The following is a 14,941-nucleotide window of genomic DNA, read 5'->3' on the forward strand; positions in this document are numbered from 1 at the left end:
CTCGCCGTAAGCAGCCGCGCGCGGCGCGTTGCCCGCGGCCGGGAGGCTGGGCGTCATTGCTTCGCGGTCAGGTCGTCGTGATTGTCGGTCTGCGGCCTCTTCTCGCCGCCATGCACCGAAATCCCGTGCAGTTCCTTGTTGCGTGCAACGATCTCGCCGGTCGGCGGGTACTGCGTCTTGCTCGTCGGCACGACACCGTCGTGCTGCGCCTGTTTCAGTTCGTCGACGACCTGCGAGCGGGACTTGCCTTGCATTTGCGTTTGGGCGTGCGCGGCCTGCGCGGCCATGCCGAGCGACAGCGTGGCGGCGACGAACCATGCTGCGAGTTTTGCGGTTTTCATCGAGTGCTCTCCTTGATCACGGCCGCCGGGTGGCGAACCATGGACCCAGTATGCGAAAGCGGCCGTGCGCGATCGTGATCGCGAGATGAAAAATGCGTCAGATTGCGGGGCGCGGTGGCGTACCGTGCGGACTCGCTCGACATGACGCAACCGTCATGTTCGCGTCATCGGTGCGATGAGCGGGAAGCGGAACATGAGGTCTGCCGTCGGCCGACCGCGCCGGCGGCATTCGTGCCGATCGCGACGACAGTGTCGATAGCGTGCGGCGCTGTTCAGGCCTTCATTCCGGATCGACAATTGCACCGTCCTGCCATTCATTTCGCGTTGATCGCAGTCCTGATCGTTCCGTTGCTCTCGGGCTGCGCATCGTCGACGCGCTCCGGTGCCGCGGCAACTGCACCTGCCGCGGTTCGCAAGCCAGCGCGGGCCGCCTCGATGCCTGGCGAGCAGATCGACTATGCCGGGCACCGCTGCGGCAATCCGAACCTGTATGTGAAAACGCATCCATGCCTGTTCCCGCAGCGCAACGCCGCGCCCTGATCGTCGGACCCGCGTAAAAAAAACGGCCCGGCACTCGACGAGTCCGGGCCTAATGCGTGATCGTGCCGTACGGCGGCGACCCGCTGCGTGGAGGGGAACGGGCAGGGCCCGCTACCGTTCCGATCGTAGCGGCGCGGCGCATCGCGAACCTGATCGGAACATGAAATTTTCGTCACGCAGTGCATGGCGGAACGGTGACGAAACCGTCATGAAGCGATCACGAATCCGCACCGCCGCGGGATCAAAGTGATGGCTCCCGTCAAGACATTCCAATAAGGAGCTGTTCACATGAACATGCCGCACCCGGCGATCGCCGTTAGCGTTGTCGCACCGTCGATCGCGGCCTTCTCGCAGGTCGTGGCCGCGCAGCCGAAGCGCCGTCGGGACGTGATTCAGGAACGGCTGCGCGCGCGTCGCGACGGCGCGATCCCGATCCCGAGCCCGACTCACGACTACCCGGCGAGCCCGACCGCCGTCGCGCGCCATCGGGCGATTCATCGCGCGACCGTTCGTCGCGGCGACGAGTCGCCGCCGGTCGATGCGCACGACGACCGCTTCGTGGGGCTTTGATCGTTCATCGATGAAAAGGAGCGTGCGATGCGCAATGTCGCGAAAGGGATCGTGCTGGCGGCGTACCTGATGTCGGCGGCCGCGATGGCGGCAGGCTGGCCGGAACGTGCGCTGTCGCACGCGTCGGCGCACGACGTCGGTCGCCGCGCGAACGAGCGAATGCGCTGCGAGTTGGCGGCCGTGCCGGCCGGCGCGTGGACCGCGACGTTCGCGCGCGGACAATGCGAAGTCGCCGCTGGCCGGCTGACGTTCGTGCCGGCCGATGCCGGCGACGCGTCGACCGTCGCGGCGAAACGGATCGTGCTCGGCGACGTCCGTACCGTGTCGCATCAGTCGCGCAAGCTGAAGGAGCAATTGCAACTGACGACACGCGACGAAGTGATCGCGCTGAACGTGCTGACCGACGACGGCAGCCGCAAATCGCGCGAACATGCGATCGACCTGTGGACCGCGCTGCGCAACGCGGGTGTCGCGCCGGTCAACGGCACGCGCATCGTCGATACGTGGCCGACCGGCGCGACGACCTGGTAGCCGTCGCGCCGTCGAACGCGGCTTACCCGGCCTTCACGGATCCTTCGATCAGGAAGAACACGATGAAGCCGATGAAGAACGAGGCCGTCGCGAACGGTGTCTCGGGCACTTCGTGCGCTTCGACCAGCAGTTCCTCGGTGACGAGGTACAGCAGCGCGACCGTGCCGAGCCCCAGCAGCGCCGCATAGATATTCGCCGGCAGCCCGGCGAACGCCGCATTGCCCGCAACGGCTGCGACGCTCAGCAGCGCCGCGAGCGCGACCGGCACGACGATCGACGGCGTGCGGCCGATGCCGGCCGCGGCCAGCGCCGCGCTGACCGACAGCGCGAGGAACAGCACCTCGAGCGTCAGTGCGACGGTCAGGATGATGCCGCTTTCGTCGCTCGCGGAAAAGGCGATGCCGAGCACCAGGCCGTCGACGACGAGATCGATCGCGGTGACGACGATCAGGCTCACGGGCAACCGCGCGTCCTCGAAGCGCGTCTCGACCGCACCAGACAACGCGCGAATCGCCAGCATCAGCGCGATCCCGAGCACGAAGCCGACGACGACCGGAAACAGCGCATGCGCACGGTCCTGCGGCAGCAGTTCGAGCGCGGCGGCCGCGAACACGATGCCGCCGGTGAAATGCTGGATCACGCTCGAGGTTTTCGGGCCGGGCGCGCGCCACGCGGCCGCGAGGGCGCCGAAGCAGGCCGCCAGCACGGGCGGTAACGTGAGCAGCGCGAGCTTCGCGGTGGGGGTCATGAGGTCTCTCGGCGGTGGGCGTGTCGCAGCGGAGGCTGCGTCGCACGATCGTACGCGCGGGGCGTCGCCCCGGCATCGACCGGAGATTGAACACCTTGAAGCCGCTCCAAGGTCAAGCGGCTCGATGCCCGCGCACCGGCGAGCCGGCCCGCCCCGTTCCGGTCAAAGCTGCGCGAGCGCCTGGTCGAGATCGGCGAGCAGGTCGTCGATATGCTCGATGCCGATCGACAGCCGCACCGTCTCTTCCTTCACGCCGGCCTTCGCGAGTTCGGCCGGCGACAGTTGGCGGTGCGTGGTCGATGCCGGGTGCGTCGCGAGCGACTTCGTATCGCCGATGTTGACGAGCCGCGTGAACAGCTTCAGCGCGTCCTGGAACTTCGCGCCGCCGTCGCGGCCACCTTTTACGCCGAACGTCAGGATGCCCGGCGCACGGCCCGACAGGTAGCGCGCGACGAGCGGATGGTCGGGGTGATCGGGCAGGCCCGCGTAGTTCACCCATTCGACGTGCTCGTGGCGCGCGAGGTGCTGCGCGATCTTCAGCGCGTTGTCGCTGATCCGCTCGACGCGCAGCGCGAGCGTCTCGATTCCCTGCAGGATCTGGAACGCATTGAACGGCGAGATCGCCGCGCCCATGTTGCGCAACGGCACCACGCGGGCGCGGCCGATATAGGCTGCCGGCCCGAACGCATCGGTATAGACGACGCCGTGATAGCTGACGTCCGGCTCGTTGAGCCGCGTGAAGCGGTCCGCGTGCTCGGCCCACGGGAACTTGCCCGAATCGACGATCGCGCCGCCGAGGCTCGTGCCGTGTCCGCCGAGATATTTCGTCAGCGAGTGCACGACGATGTCCGCGCCGTGTTCGAACGGGCGCAGCAGGTATGGCGACGGCACCGTGTTGTCGACGATCAACGGGATGCCGCGGCGATGCGCGACCTCCGCGAGCGCGGCGATGTCGGTGACGTTGCCGAGCGGGTTGCCGACCGATTCCGCGAAGATCGCCTTCGTGCGCGCATCGATCAGCGGTGCGAACGATGCGGGATCGCGCGGATCGGCGAAGCGCGTGGCGATCCCGTATTGCGGCAGCGTATGCGCGAACAGGTTGTAGGTACCGCCGTACAGCGAACTCGCAGACACGATGTTGTCGCCGGCTTCGGCGATCGTTTGGATCGCATACGTGACGGCGGCTTGCCCCGACGCGAGCGCGAGCGCGCCGATGCCGCCCTCGAGCGCGGCGATCCGCTGCTCGAGCACGTCCGTCGTCGGGTTCATGATCCGCGTGTAGATGTTGCCCTGGACCTTCAGGTCGAACAGGTCGGCGCCGTGCTGCGTGTCGTCGAATGCGTACGCAACGGTCTGGTAGATCGGAACGGCGACCGCGCGCGTGGTCGGGTCGGGGCGATAACCGCCGTGCACGGCGATGGTTTCGAGGCGCCAGTTCGAATTGGCCTGATCGGTCATGGGTGCTCCGTTTGTTGTTGTGAAGGTCGAGGGTCCTGCCGTCCGGCGATTATAGGAGCACGTGTGCGGCTGCCCTTAGAACGAATGGTGTGTTGCTTATCGGGCGCGGCGCATAGAATGCCTTTTTCCGCAGACGAGAGGTGCGCGATGGATCAGGATCGATGGAACCAGGTGGATGCGTATTTTTCGGCGACGCTCGTGCCGTCCGACGCCGTGCTCGACGCCGCGCTGGCGGCGAGCGACGCGGCCGGGCTGCCCGCGATCAACGTCGCGCCGAACCAGGGCAAGCTGTTGCAACTGCTCGCGACGATCCGCGGCGCGCGGCGCATCCTCGAAGTCGGCACCCTCGGCGGCTACAGCACGATCTGGCTGGCGCGCGCATTGCCGCCGGGCGGCTCGCTCGTGACGCTCGAACTGAACCCGGCACACGCGAAGGTCGCGACGCAGAACATCGCGCGCGCCGGGTTCGCGGCGGTCGTGTCGGTGGTGGTCGGCAGTGCGAAGGACAGCCTGGCGCGGCTCGTCGAGGCCGGGGAGGCGCCGTTCGATTTCGTCTTCATCGATGCGGACAAGGACAACAACGCCGTTTATCTCGACGCGGCGCTGAAGCTGTCGCGGCCCGGCACGGTGATCGTCGTCGACAACGTCGTGCGAAACGGGCGCGTCGCCGATCCGGGCAATCGCGAGCCGGACGTGGTTGGCGTGCGCGACGGGTTTGCGCGCCTCGCGGCCGAGCCCGCGCTCATGACGACCGCCGTGCAGACGGTCGGGCAGAAGGGCTGGGACGGATTCTCGATCTCGATCGTCGGCGCCGCGTGACGTGACGCGTCAGTGCGGGCTGCCGGCCGCGTCGGCCCGGCGATACAGGCGCGGCCATCGAGCCTGGAACAGGCCGTTGCAGGTGCTGTGCGTGGCGAGGCCGTCGAGCACGAAGCGCCGGCCGTCGAAGACCCACGATGCGGTCGAGCCGCAATCGCCGGCGCTGCGCAATCTGACCGTGCTCGACAGCGTCGCGCGGGCGGCATCGTAGCTGGCGTCGGTCAGCTCGTTCGCGAACGACGCCGAATCGAGGCCCGCGCTCGCGTTCTCGCCGAAATTCATCGCGGCCGGCATGTACGGCGCGGTGCGGCGCACGCGATACCACAGGTCGGTGTGGTTATACAGGCTGCTGGTCTGGCACGGGATCGCGACGAGCGCCTCGTCGGACGAGATCGCGACGGCGCGCGACGCTTTCCTGCGGTCGCTCGCCGACATTTCGTCTTCGACCTCGGCCGCGCATTGCTTCACGTCGGCGCCGAATTTCGCGAGCACCGCATCGACGAGCGGACGCTGTTCGGCGCTCGACAGGGTCGAGTCGGCCGGCGGCGCGGGCGTGATCGCGGGCGGCAACGCGGGCGCGGCCGGCACCGACGACGCAGGCCGGGCGCCGGGGCGCGACAGCGCCGTGACCGTGCCGACGCGGCCCTGCGTATCGTCGATCAGCAGCAACGCGGCATTCAATCCCGACAACGGCGTACGCGCGGCGGGCGCCGATGCCGGATCGCCGAGGCTCAGCAGTTGGGCATTACGCGCTGCGGCGAGCCACGCGGCCACCGTGGCCGGATCGTCGGTCCGGAGCCGGAACGGGCGGGCTTCGTCGTCGGTCTTGTCGCCGAACGTATGCCATTGCGCCGGCATCGCATCGAACGGTCGGCCGTCGACGCGGGCCGTGCGCAAGTCGATCGGCGCCGATGCGTAAAGGTCGAGCGACGGTTGCGCGTCCGGGCCGGCGTCGCGCGTCACGCGCAGGATCAGGCCGGCGCGTGCATCGTCGATATCGTCGGCGTGACTTTCCGCGATACAGCGATTGCCGTTGTCGCAGACGACCGACCAGCTCTTGAACTCGCGTTCGACTGGCGGCCGCGACAGCGGACGGGCGTGCGTGACGATCGGGGAAGCGGCGAGGAGGGCGGCGACGGCGAGCGAAAAACGGTGCGACATGGCGGTTCGAATCGACTGGGAGGAGGCGGGCGGAGGATGCCGGACTGCAAGCGCATCGTCAGCAAGCGGTGCAGGTCGAGTGCAGTGGCGCGAACGGCATCCAGTATACCGCTGCAACGCGGAGGAACGATGTGACGAAACGGTGCGCGGGCACGCACGTGGCCGATCGACGCGCAAGCGGCGCGATGCCGGCAGCCACCGCGCCGTTCGTTTCATCGACTGCCGGCCGCGCCGTGTCGGACGGTCGCGCCGCACGATCCGGGATGCGTATGCGGTGAGCACGCTGCCCGCCGCCAGCGCAATCGACGTACCCGCGCACCCGCGCTCACGCGCGGCAGATCGCGATGATCTCCGCGCTGGTCGCTTCGTCGAACGGAGCGTGGTCCCAGTCGCCGCGCCAGTCGGCCGACGCGAAACCGGCGGCCGCCACGCGCGCTTGCAATTCGGCGTGCGCGATGAAACGCAGCCGGCTCGTATTCGTCAGCACCGTGTCGTCGCGGTGGAAGCGGTAGTGCGTGCCGAACGTCACGATCGCGCCGTCGATCGCCCGCACCGCGTGATGGAGATCGACGATGCCGAACGCGTGCGATTCGACGCTGCGTGCCGACTGCGCGGGCGTCCATGCCCGCCACGGTTCGGTGCGCGGGTTGCGGGTATCGAACAGGAAGCGGCCGCCGCCGGCGAGCACGCGCCGCACGCCGTGCAGCGTCGCGTCGATGGCGTCGTCGGTCAGCAGGCACTGGAACGCGTGCCCGGTCATCACGACCGCATCGAACGGTGCACCGGGCGGCAGGCCGTCGAGTGCGCACGCGAACCAGCGCACGGCGTCGGCGCCCGGCTGGCGTCGCGCGTAATCGATCATCGCCGAAGCGGGATCGATCCCGACGACGTCATGCCCGGCCGTCGCGAGCCGTCGGGCGAACGTGCCGGTGCCGCAGCCGAGATCGAGGATGCGTTGCGGGGCGGCGCCGATCTCGGCGGCGTAGAACGCGAAGTCCCGGTCGCCGGCGTTGAACAGGTCGTATACCGCGACGAGGCGCGGGTCGGTGTAGAGCAGGTCCGCGCCGGCGGGCGTCATACGCTCGCGCGCATCAGCGCTGCTGCACGGCCACGCGCAGCCCGAGCGCGATGAAGATCGAACCGATGATCTTGCCCTGCCAGCGCGTGAGCCACGTGAGCCGCTTCACGATGCGGCCGAGCGGGCGGATCGAGCACGCGATCAGCGTCGTATAGAGCGAGCTGAGCACGACGAAGATCAGCCCGAGCACCGCGAACTGCACGAACGTCGAGCCGCGCTCCGGATGCACGAACTGCGGCATGAACGCGAGAAAGAACAGCGCGGTTTTCGGATTCAGCACTTCGGCGGGAATCGCCTGCAGGTACGCCTTGAACGGCGTGACGGGCGACACCTGCGGCAGCGACGGATCGGCCGCCTTTTCCAGCAGCGCGCGCACGCCGAGATAGATCAGGTACGCGGCGCCGGCCAGCTTCACGACGTTGAACGCGAGCGCCGACGTCATCAGCAGTGCGGACAATCCGACGGCCGCGAACAGCGTGTGCACGAAGTCGCCGCTCGCGACGCCGAGGCCGGTCAGGATGCCGGTCTTGCGACCGCCCTGTACGGTGCGGCTCAGCACGAGCAGCACGGCGGGGCCGGGGATCAGGAACAGGCCCAGGACGACGGCCGTGAAGGTGGTCAGCGTGGTCAGGTCGAACATGGCGGCTCCGGCAGGTTGGCGCAGCGACAGGGGATCGCCGCATTGTATTCGGTTCGTCGCGCGCCCGCAGACGCCGCGTCGAACCGCACGGCTGCGCCGGCGCCTTTCTGGTATAAGCACGAAAGGACGCGTCGGCGTCCGGCCTTTTCCACAGCTTGTCGTTCCATGCGCGACCTTCCACCGATGACCGATCCCGCCGCGGACGCCGACGTCTATCACGTGCCGCGTCCGCTCGTGGTGTTCGGCGGCTCGGTCGTCGAGCCCGAATGGCGGCTGGAGCGGCACAGCCATCGTCAGGCGCAACTGCTCTACACGCTGAGCGGCGTCGTCTATTGCGAGATCGACGGCGGCGTGTGGAGCGCACCGCCGCAATGCACGGTCTGGATTCCGGGCGACGTCCCGCATGCGGCGCGCGGCTCGGCCGGCGCGACCTTCTACGCGGTCCTGGTCGAACCCGACGCGGCGCTCGACCTGCCCACGCGCTGCTGCACGCTGGCCGTGTCGCCGCTGTTGCGCGAGCTGCTGCTGAAGGCGGCCAGCTTCCCGAACCTGTACGACGTCGACGGGCCGCAAGGGCGGCTGGTGGCGACGCTGCTCGACGAACTCGTCGCGGCGCCTGTCGAAGACTTGTACCTGCCGATGCCGGCCGATCGCCGGCTGCGCAAGCTGATCGACCATCTGCTCGACGATCCGGCCGACAAGTCGCCGCTGCCCGAACTCGCACGGCGCGCGGGCATCAGCGAGCGCAGCCTCACGCGGCTCGCGACGAAGGAGCTCGGGATGAGCCTCGGCGACTGGCGCCGGCGGCTGCACGTCGCGCTGTCGCTGCGGATGCTGACGACCGGCCGCCGCGTGCATCAGATCGCGATCGATCTCGGCTACGAGAGCGCGAGTAGCTTCGTCACGATGTTCCGCAAGGCGACCGGCAAGTCGCCCACGCAATTCCTGACCGACCGGCAACGCTGAACAGCCGGACTGCGCACCCCCGCACGTTTGGCCGGATCGAGAAAGCAGTTGGCCGGAATGAGAAATGACGCATGAGGCCTCGCTCCATAGAATGAGAATCGTTCTCATCTGGAGGTCGACATGCAAATCGTCACGACTGAATTCCCGTTTGTCTGGCTGCGTTACAGCGGCTCGCCCCCCACCGATCCCGCCCGCCTGATCGCCGAACTCGACGTGTTGCTCGCGCGCCGCGAACGTTTCGTTCTGCTGACCGACGATGCGCCGTCCGGCGACGATCGCGCCGACAACGATCACGAGATACGCAAGCAGCTCGCGAAATGGAGCAAGGCCAACCGCGCGCTGTCGCGCGAATGGATCCCGGGGATGATCGCGATCGAGCCCGATGCCGCGCGGCGCATGGCGCTCGATGCTTTTTCGGGCGCCTTCGAGAAGGTCTGGGGGTATCCGCTGAATGCGGCCGCGAGCCGCGACGACGCGCTGGCGCTCGCGCAACGGCTGCTGGCCGAACCGGCGCGCAGCATCGCGGCGGCGAACGCCTGATCCGACGGCGGCGCGGCCCGCGCGGCTTGCGTCGACATCGGCACGCAGGCGCAGTGCGCGAACGCGCGCTGCGGCATATCGCAACCACGCAGAGGTGTTGGGGTGGACAATCCGATCCGCGCGATGCGCATCTTCACGCGCATCGTCGAAATGAACAGCTTTACGCGCGCGGCGCAGGCGCTCGGCATGCCGTTGCTGGTGCGCACGACGCGCGCGTTGCGGGCGACGCCCGAAGGCGACGCGTACTACCGGCGCTGCGTCAGCATCACGGCGGACGTCGACGAACTCGAAGCCAGCATCCGCGGCGCCGCGCTGCGTCCGAGCGGGCCGCTGCGTGTCGAGTTGCCGGCGTCGGTGGCGGGCGCGATCGTGTTGCCGGCGCTCGGCGAATTCAACGCACGGCATCCCGATCTCGAACTGATGCTCGCCATGGCCGGGCGCGCGGTCGATCGTATCGGCGACGCGATCGACTGCAGCATCCGGCTCGGTGCGCTGCCCGATTCGTCGCTCGTCGCGCGCCGGCTCGGCGCGCTCGAGCGCGTGACGTGCGCGAGCCCCGCGTATCTCGACCGCTTCGGCGTGCCGCGCACGCCCGACGAGCTGGGCGCGCATCGCGCGGTAGGCGCGTCGCACGTATCCGGCCAGCGTCCGGCCGAGCTCGAGTTTGTGGTGGACGACGCGGTGCGCAAGGTGCGGCTCGACGGCATCGTCGGCGTGGACGACGAGCAGGCGTATCTCGCCTGCGGCGTGCACGGCCTCGGGCTGATCCAGCCGACGCGCGTTGCCGCGCAGCCGCTGATCGAGGCCGGGCGATTGCGGGAGGTGCTGCCGCGCTGGCAACCCGATGCGCTCGCCGTGTCGGCCGTCTACGTGAAGCGCCCGCATGTATCGCCCGGCGTGCGCGCGTTCGTCGACTGGATCGCCGAGCGTTTCGTGCAGGCCGTGAAGGAACACATGGGGCTGGCGCCGGTGGGGGCGACGGGGTGGCGGCCGGCGCAGGAAGTCGTCGCTGCGTGCGACCGTTATGGCGGACTGGTAGCGGCGGCCTGACGGCGGTATGTGGCCGGCAAGCCGTCAAGCGGTTGCGAGGCGGAATGCACGGGCCATCCGGTACGGATCGAAGAATGTCAATATTTTGGCGATGCAATGCGAAATCGGCCAAAATATTTTCCTCATATGCCGCACGGTCAGCCGTGCAGCCGCACACGGCGAGCCGGAGGCGTGCGGGTGCCCGCAGCATCGCGCACCGACAGGCCGTCCCGCACGGCGTGTGGAGCCCGCGCGTTACACCACCCTGAATCGCCCCAATTCTTCCGCCAGAAAATCGACGAACGCGCGAATTCGCGCCGACATCTGGTGACGCTGCGCATATACCGCGTAGATATCGGCGCTCGACGTTTCATGATCCGGCAGCACGACCACCAGCCGCCCGTCGGCGAGATAGTCGCGCAGATCCCATTCCGCGCGCATCAGGATCCCGTGCCCGTCGAGCGCCCACTTCACCGCGATTTCGCCGTCGTTCGTCGTCAGGTTGCCGTTGATCCGCACGGCTTCCGTGCGGCGGGCCGCGCCGCGCCCGCTCGTCAAGCGCCACACGCCGTAACCTTCGTCGCCCTGCCGGATGCCGATGCAGTTGTGCCGCGTCAGGTCGTGCGGCGTGCCGGGCGTCCCGTGCCGCGCGAGATACACGGGCGCCGCGCACAGTAGCCGGCGGTTCGGCGCGAGCCGCCGCGCGACGACGCGCGTGTCGGGCGGTTCGCCGAAGCGGACGCACACGTCGAACGCATCGTCGGTGAGCGGCGGCGGCATCACCGACAGCTGCAGCTGCACTGACACTTCCGGATAGCGCGCGACGAAGCGCGAGATCGCCGGGCCGACGTGGCTGCGCCCGAAGCCGAGCGTCGCATTCACGCGTAGCAGGCCCTTCGGCCGCTGCTTTGCGCTGCCGAGCAATTCTCCGAGTTCGTCCATCTGGTCGAGGATCCGGCGCGCGTATTCCAAGTACACATCGCCTTCGGGTGTCAGCATCATCCGCCGCGTCGTGCGATTGACGAGCGTCACGCCCGCACGCCGCTCCATCTGCGTGAGCCGCTTGCTGACGGCCGCCGCGGTCAGCCCGAGCTCGCGCGCGGCCGCGCTCAGGCTGCCCGAAGCGGCCAGCGTCGAGAAGAAGCCGAGATCGGCCGGCTGGACGGTATCCGCCATGACGGGATTCATGAATTGAAGTTAAAGATGCTTTGAGTATAGCCCCGGTTTCTGCACTACTGGTTCGGTAAAGTGCGTTCACGCTTACGATCAATCGAGGATGTCCGCATGAAGACCTACCGTATCGCAACGATTCCCGGCGACGGCATCGGCAAGGAAGTGGTGCCTGCGGCCAAGCAGGTGCTGGCAGCGCTCGCCCGCGGCAGCGACCGCTTCGCGTTCGAGTTCGAGGATTTCGACTGGGGCGCCGACTACTACCGCCAGCACGGTGCGATGATGCCGGCCGACGGTCTCGACGCGCTGCGCGGCAAGGACGCGATCCTGTTCGGCTCCACAGGCGACCCGGACGTGCCCGACCACGTGACGCTCTGGGGGCTGCGCCTGAAGATCTGCCAGGGCTTCGACCAGTACGCGAACGTGCGCCCGACACGCATCCTGCCGGGCATCGACGCGCCGCTGAAGCGCTGCGGGCCGGACGACCTGAACTGGGTGATCGTCCGCGAGAACTCGGAAGGCGAGTACGCGGGCGTCGGCGGGCGCGTGCACCAAGGCCATCCGATCGAGGCTGCGACCGACGTGTCGATCCTCACGCGCGCCGGCGTCGAACGCATCATGCGTTTCGCGTTCCGGCTCGCGCAGTCGCGGCCGCGCAAGCTGCTGACCGTGATCACGAAGAGCAACGCACAGCGGCACGCGATGGTGATGTGGGACGAGATCGCGAAGCAGATCGCGCAGGAGTTTCCCGACGTGACATGGGACAAGGAGCTCGTCGATGCGGCGACCGCGCGCATGGTCAACCGGCCGGCGTCGCTCGACACGATCGTTGCGACTAACCTGCACGCGGACATTCTCAGCGATCTCGCCGCCGCGCTCGCGGGCAGCCTCGGCATCGCGCCGACCGGCAACATCGATCCCGAGCGCCGCTATCCGTCGATGTTCGAGCCGATCCACGGCTCCGCGTTCGACATCATGGGCAAGGGGCTCGCGAATCCGGTCGGCACGTTCTGGTCGGTCGTGATGCTGCTCGATCACCTCGGCGAGACGGAAGCGGCCGCGCGTGTGATGCAGGCGATCGAGACCGTGACGGCCGACCCGTCGCTGCATACGCGCGACCTCGGCGGCAGCGCGACGACTGTGCAGGTGACGGCGGCCGTCTGCGAGCGCATCGCCAACGCGGCGGTCGCGGCCTGACGGCGCCGCCCGTTCGCTTCACTCGCGCATTTTTTCTGTCCGCGACTCGCGCATCCGACGCGAGCCGGGCGGCGGCCGGCGCCGATGGTCCACCGACCGACGGCGCACGGCCCGACCTCGAAGGAGGAGACACATGCAAGCGGATCTGGAAACCCGCGTCGCGCGGAAACTGATGTGGCGCATCATTCCGTTCGTGATGCTGCTTTACTTCGTCAGCTTTCTCGATCGCGTCAACGTCGGCTTTGCCGCGATGACGATGAACAAGGCGATCGGCCTGTCGCCGACCGCGTTCGGGTTCGGCGGCGGCCTGTTCTTCATCGGCTACTTCCTGTTCGAAGTGCCGTCCAACCTGATACTGCACCGCGTCGGCGCGCGCATCTGGATCGCGCGCGTGATGATTACGTGGGGGATCGTGTCGGCCGTATCCGCGTTCGCGGCCGGGCCGACCAGCTTCTACGTGTTGCGCTTCCTGCTCGGCATGGCCGAAGCGGGTTTCTTCCCCGGCATCATCCTGTACCTGAGCTTGTGGTTTCCCGTGAAGCAGCGCGCGGTGGCCGCCGCGTGGTTCATGGCGGCTGCGCCGATCTCGACCGCGATCGGCTCGCCGCTGTCGGGCGCGATCATGCAGATGCCGCCGATGTTCGACTTGGCCGACTGGCAGATGCTGTACATCGTCGAAGCGCTGCCGGCGGTCGCGCTCGGCTTCGTCGTGCTGAAGTGCCTGACCGAGGCGCCGTCGCAGGCCGCGTGGCTGCGGGCCGACGAGCGCGACTGGCTGATCGCGAAGCTGAAAGCGGAAGCGGACGCGCGCCACACGCACGCCGGGCATACGGCCGGCGCGTGGCAGGCGCTGCGCGACCCGCGCGTGCTGGCGCTCGCGCTGATCTACTTCGGCACGTCGGCGGGGCTGTACACGCTGGGCCTGTGGGCGCCGCTGATGGTCGAGCAGTTCGGCTTCACCGCATTGCAGACGGGCTTGCTGACCGGCATTCCGAGCATCGCCGCCGTGGTCGCGATGATCGCGTGGGCGCGGCATTCGGATCGCACCGGCGAGCGCACGTGGCATGTCGTGATTCCGTGCGTGCTCGCGTGCATCGGCTTCGTGTTCGCTGGGCAGGCGAGCACCGCGCTGCTGACCGTGCTCGCGCTGGTCGTCGTCAACATCGGCATCAGCGCCGCGAAGGCGCCGCTGTGGGCGATGCCGAGCGCGTTCCTGTCGGGGGCCGGCGCGGCGGCGGGCATCGCGATGATCAACTCGATCGGCAATCTCGGCGGGTTCGTCGGGCCGTTCGCGATCGGCTGGCTGAAGCACGCGACGGGCGGGTATGCGGCCGGGCTCTACGTGGTGGCCGGCACGCTCGCGGTGTCGGCGATCGTCACGCTGATGCTGAGCCGCAAGGGCGCGCGGGAAGCGGCGGTGCCGGGCGTGCGGCATCACTCGTAAGCGTGGCAATGTGCGCGGCTGCAGGGCAGCCGGACGGGGGCGTGGCGTACCTGTCCGGCTTCGTGCGCGGCGGCGCGCGATCGGCCGGGCGCGAGCGTCGGCGTCAGCGCAGGTTCACGCACGGCCCGGACGGCGCGTGCCGGCGCAGCCGCGACGAGGCTGCTACGAGGCTGCTACGAGGCCGTCGCCGCGACCTGCCGCGCGATACGTGCCGCACACGCGTCGGGCGTCGCATCGGAAGTATCCACCACCATCTCGCTGAATGGCCGCGCCGCATACCCTTCCCGATACATTTCCGCGATCCGGCGGCGCTCCCATTCCGTCAACGCGCGCGCGCCGCGATTCGACGCCGCGACCGCTTCCGGCGGCGCGAGCGTGACGACGAACAATCGCGCATCGCGCGCATCGCAGGCCGCGCGCAGCCGTTCGAACTCCGCGTCGCCGATCGGATAGGCGATGACCAGATGGCGTTCTCGTGCGTTCGCGATCTGCGTGACGAGGCGTTCGAGCGCGATCGCCCATTGCACGTCGAACGGCGCATCTTCTGGCGCATCGTGATCGTCGCCGTCGATGAAGCGCGCGTCGGGCAACACGCGTGCGAGCGCGAGGCCGATCGTCGTCTTGCCGCTGTTGATCGGGCCGTTCAGGTGGATGACGGTAAGGGTGGTCATGAGTCGACGCAGGAATCGGACGACTCGCAGCTTGCCAT

17 protein-coding genes are annotated in these 14,941 nt (G+C 68.5%); 9 read left to right on the top strand and 8 right to left on the bottom strand.

What is annotated here, in order from left to right; all coding sequences use genetic code 11:
- Positions 1-53 precede the first annotated feature (53 nt).
- Positions 54-341 (bottom strand): DUF4148 domain-containing protein, encoded by a 288-nt coding sequence (locus WS54_RS02910; RefSeq protein WP_059784370.1) that lies wholly within the window; start codon positions 339-341, stop codon positions 54-56.
- A gap of 141 nt (positions 342-482) precedes the next feature.
- Between WS54_RS02910 and WS54_RS02915 the strand changes: the two genes are divergently transcribed.
- The 3 genes from WS54_RS02915 (at position 483) to WS54_RS02925 (ending at position 1,982) form a co-directional block, all read left to right on the top strand.
- Complete coding sequence (locus tag WS54_RS02915) at positions 483-881, top strand: hypothetical protein (protein WP_236872751.1); 399 nt, start codon at positions 483-485, stop codon at positions 879-881.
- A gap of 288 nt (positions 882-1,169) precedes the next feature.
- Positions 1,170-1,451 carry a hypothetical protein gene (locus tag WS54_RS02920; RefSeq protein WP_059784367.1) on the top strand — a complete coding sequence of 94 codons (282 nt, stop codon included), beginning with the start codon at positions 1,170-1,172 and terminating at the stop codon, positions 1,449-1,451.
- Between the two features lie 27 nt (positions 1,452-1,478).
- Positions 1,479-1,982: a hypothetical protein gene (locus WS54_RS02925; protein WP_059784364.1), complete on the top strand. Its 504-nt coding sequence runs from the start codon at positions 1,479-1,481 to the stop codon at positions 1,980-1,982.
- A gap of 22 nt (positions 1,983-2,004) precedes the next feature.
- Here the strand turns inward: WS54_RS02925 and WS54_RS02930 are convergent, their stop codons facing one another.
- Together WS54_RS02930 and WS54_RS02935 are read right to left on the bottom strand one after the other, a co-directional pair.
- Positions 2,005-2,730 (bottom strand): ZIP family metal transporter, encoded by a 726-nt coding sequence (locus WS54_RS02930; protein ID WP_059784363.1) that lies wholly within the window; start codon positions 2,728-2,730, stop codon positions 2,005-2,007.
- 162 nt (positions 2,731-2,892) lie between these two features.
- Positions 2,893-4,188: an O-acetylhomoserine aminocarboxypropyltransferase/cysteine synthase family protein gene (locus tag WS54_RS02935; RefSeq protein ID WP_059784360.1), complete on the bottom strand. Its 1,296-nt coding sequence runs from the start codon at positions 4,186-4,188 to the stop codon at positions 2,893-2,895.
- A gap of 147 nt (positions 4,189-4,335) precedes the next feature.
- Here WS54_RS02935 and WS54_RS02940 point away from each other — a divergent pair, with 147 nt between their 5' ends.
- A complete protein-coding gene (locus WS54_RS02940) occupies positions 4,336-5,007 on the top strand; it encodes an O-methyltransferase (RefSeq protein ID WP_034205386.1) in 672 nt (223 codons plus the stop codon).
- Positions 5,008-5,016: 9 nt separating this feature from the next.
- On the opposite strand, the gene WS54_RS02945 is transcribed toward WS54_RS02940, so the two are convergent.
- From WS54_RS02945 to WS54_RS02955, 3 genes are all read right to left on the bottom strand, one after another.
- On the bottom strand, positions 5,017-6,168 hold the full coding sequence (locus tag WS54_RS02945; protein WP_179955201.1) for a DUF1176 domain-containing protein: 1,152 nt from the start codon (positions 6,166-6,168) through the stop codon (positions 5,017-5,019).
- A 325-nt stretch (positions 6,169-6,493) separates the two neighbouring features.
- Complete coding sequence (locus WS54_RS02950; protein ID WP_059784356.1) at positions 6,494-7,246, bottom strand: class I SAM-dependent methyltransferase; 753 nt, start codon at positions 7,244-7,246, stop codon at positions 6,494-6,496.
- Positions 7,247-7,259: 13 nt separating this feature from the next.
- Entirely contained in the window at positions 7,260-7,886 is a 627-nt protein-coding gene (locus WS54_RS02955) for a LysE family translocator (protein WP_034205383.1), read from the bottom strand.
- A gap of 165 nt (positions 7,887-8,051) precedes the next feature.
- On the opposite strand from WS54_RS02955, the gene WS54_RS02960 reads away from it, so the two are divergent.
- From WS54_RS02960 to WS54_RS02970, 3 genes are all read left to right on the top strand, one after another.
- Positions 8,052-8,852, top strand: coding sequence for an AraC family transcriptional regulator (locus tag WS54_RS02960; RefSeq protein WP_059784354.1), 801 nt, complete (start codon positions 8,052-8,054; stop codon positions 8,850-8,852).
- A gap of 120 nt (positions 8,853-8,972) precedes the next feature.
- Positions 8,973-9,392 carry a hypothetical protein gene (locus tag WS54_RS02965; protein WP_059784352.1) on the top strand — a complete coding sequence of 140 codons (420 nt, stop codon included), beginning with the start codon at positions 8,973-8,975 and terminating at the stop codon, positions 9,390-9,392.
- A 102-nt stretch (positions 9,393-9,494) separates the two neighbouring features.
- Positions 9,495-10,442 (top strand): LysR family transcriptional regulator, encoded by a 948-nt coding sequence (locus tag WS54_RS02970; RefSeq protein WP_059784350.1) that lies wholly within the window; start codon positions 9,495-9,497, stop codon positions 10,440-10,442.
- Between the two features lie 234 nt (positions 10,443-10,676).
- Here the strand turns inward: WS54_RS02970 and WS54_RS02975 are convergent, their stop codons facing one another.
- A complete protein-coding gene (locus WS54_RS02975; protein WP_059784347.1) occupies positions 10,677-11,597 on the bottom strand; it encodes a LysR substrate-binding domain-containing protein in 921 nt (306 codons plus the stop codon).
- 108 nt (positions 11,598-11,705) lie between these two features.
- Between WS54_RS02975 and WS54_RS02980 the strand changes: the two genes are divergently transcribed.
- The gene (locus WS54_RS02980; RefSeq protein ID WP_034205379.1) at positions 11,706-12,788 is read left to right on the top strand and encodes a tartrate dehydrogenase; all 1,083 of its coding nucleotides are present in this window, start codon (positions 11,706-11,708) and stop codon (positions 12,786-12,788) included.
- Positions 12,789-12,921: 133 nt separating this feature from the next.
- A complete protein-coding gene (locus WS54_RS02985) occupies positions 12,922-14,232 on the top strand; it encodes an MFS transporter (protein ID WP_059784342.1) in 1,311 nt (436 codons plus the stop codon).
- A gap of 173 nt (positions 14,233-14,405) precedes the next feature.
- Here WS54_RS02985 and WS54_RS02995 read toward each other — a convergent pair whose 3' ends face one another.
- On the bottom strand, positions 14,406-14,903 hold the full coding sequence (locus WS54_RS02995; protein WP_059784340.1) for a hypothetical protein: 498 nt from the start codon (positions 14,901-14,903) through the stop codon (positions 14,406-14,408).
- Positions 14,904-14,941: the final 38 nt, after the last annotated feature.

The organism is Burkholderia sp. NRF60-BP8 (assembly GCF_001522585.2).
Taxonomy (GTDB): Bacteria; Pseudomonadota; Gammaproteobacteria; order Burkholderiales; family Burkholderiaceae; genus Burkholderia.

Excerpts from the sequence above, each read along its gene's own strand:
- WS54_RS02910 (WP_059784370.1), bottom strand. The coding sequence starts at position 341 with ATGAAAACCGCAAAACTCGCAGCATGGTTCGTCGCCGCCACGCTGTCG.
- WS54_RS02915 (WP_236872751.1), top strand. The coding sequence starts at position 483 with ATGACGCAACCGTCATGTTCGCGTCATCGGTGCGATGAGCGGGAAGCG.
- WS54_RS02920 (WP_059784367.1), top strand. The coding sequence starts at position 1,170 with ATGAACATGCCGCACCCGGCGATCGCCGTTAGCGTTGTCGCACCGTCG.
- WS54_RS02925 (WP_059784364.1), top strand. The coding sequence starts at position 1,479 with ATGCGCAATGTCGCGAAAGGGATCGTGCTGGCGGCGTACCTGATGTCG.
- WS54_RS02930 (WP_059784363.1), bottom strand. The coding sequence starts at position 2,730 with ATGACCCCCACCGCGAAGCTCGCGCTGCTCACGTTACCGCCCGTGCTG.
- WS54_RS02935 (WP_059784360.1), bottom strand. The coding sequence starts at position 4,188 with ATGACCGATCAGGCCAATTCGAACTGGCGCCTCGAAACCATCGCCGTG.
- WS54_RS02940 (WP_034205386.1), top strand. The coding sequence starts at position 4,336 with ATGGATCAGGATCGATGGAACCAGGTGGATGCGTATTTTTCGGCGACG.
- WS54_RS02945 (WP_179955201.1), bottom strand. The coding sequence starts at position 6,168 with ATGTCGCACCGTTTTTCGCTCGCCGTCGCCGCCCTCCTCGCCGCTTCC.
- WS54_RS02950 (WP_059784356.1), bottom strand. The coding sequence starts at position 7,246 with ATGACGCCCGCCGGCGCGGACCTGCTCTACACCGACCCGCGCCTCGTC.
- WS54_RS02955 (WP_034205383.1), bottom strand. The coding sequence starts at position 7,886 with ATGTTCGACCTGACCACGCTGACCACCTTCACGGCCGTCGTCCTGGGC.
- WS54_RS02960 (WP_059784354.1), top strand. The coding sequence starts at position 8,052 with ATGCGCGACCTTCCACCGATGACCGATCCCGCCGCGGACGCCGACGTC.
- WS54_RS02965 (WP_059784352.1), top strand. The coding sequence starts at position 8,973 with ATGCAAATCGTCACGACTGAATTCCCGTTTGTCTGGCTGCGTTACAGC.
- WS54_RS02975 (WP_059784347.1), bottom strand. The coding sequence starts at position 11,597 with ATGGCGGATACCGTCCAGCCGGCCGATCTCGGCTTCTTCTCGACGCTG.
- WS54_RS02980 (WP_034205379.1), top strand. The coding sequence starts at position 11,706 with ATGAAGACCTACCGTATCGCAACGATTCCCGGCGACGGCATCGGCAAG.
- WS54_RS02985 (WP_059784342.1), top strand. The coding sequence starts at position 12,922 with ATGCAAGCGGATCTGGAAACCCGCGTCGCGCGGAAACTGATGTGGCGC.
- WS54_RS02995 (WP_059784340.1), bottom strand. The coding sequence starts at position 14,903 with ATGACCACCCTTACCGTCATCCACCTGAACGGCCCGATCAACAGCGGC.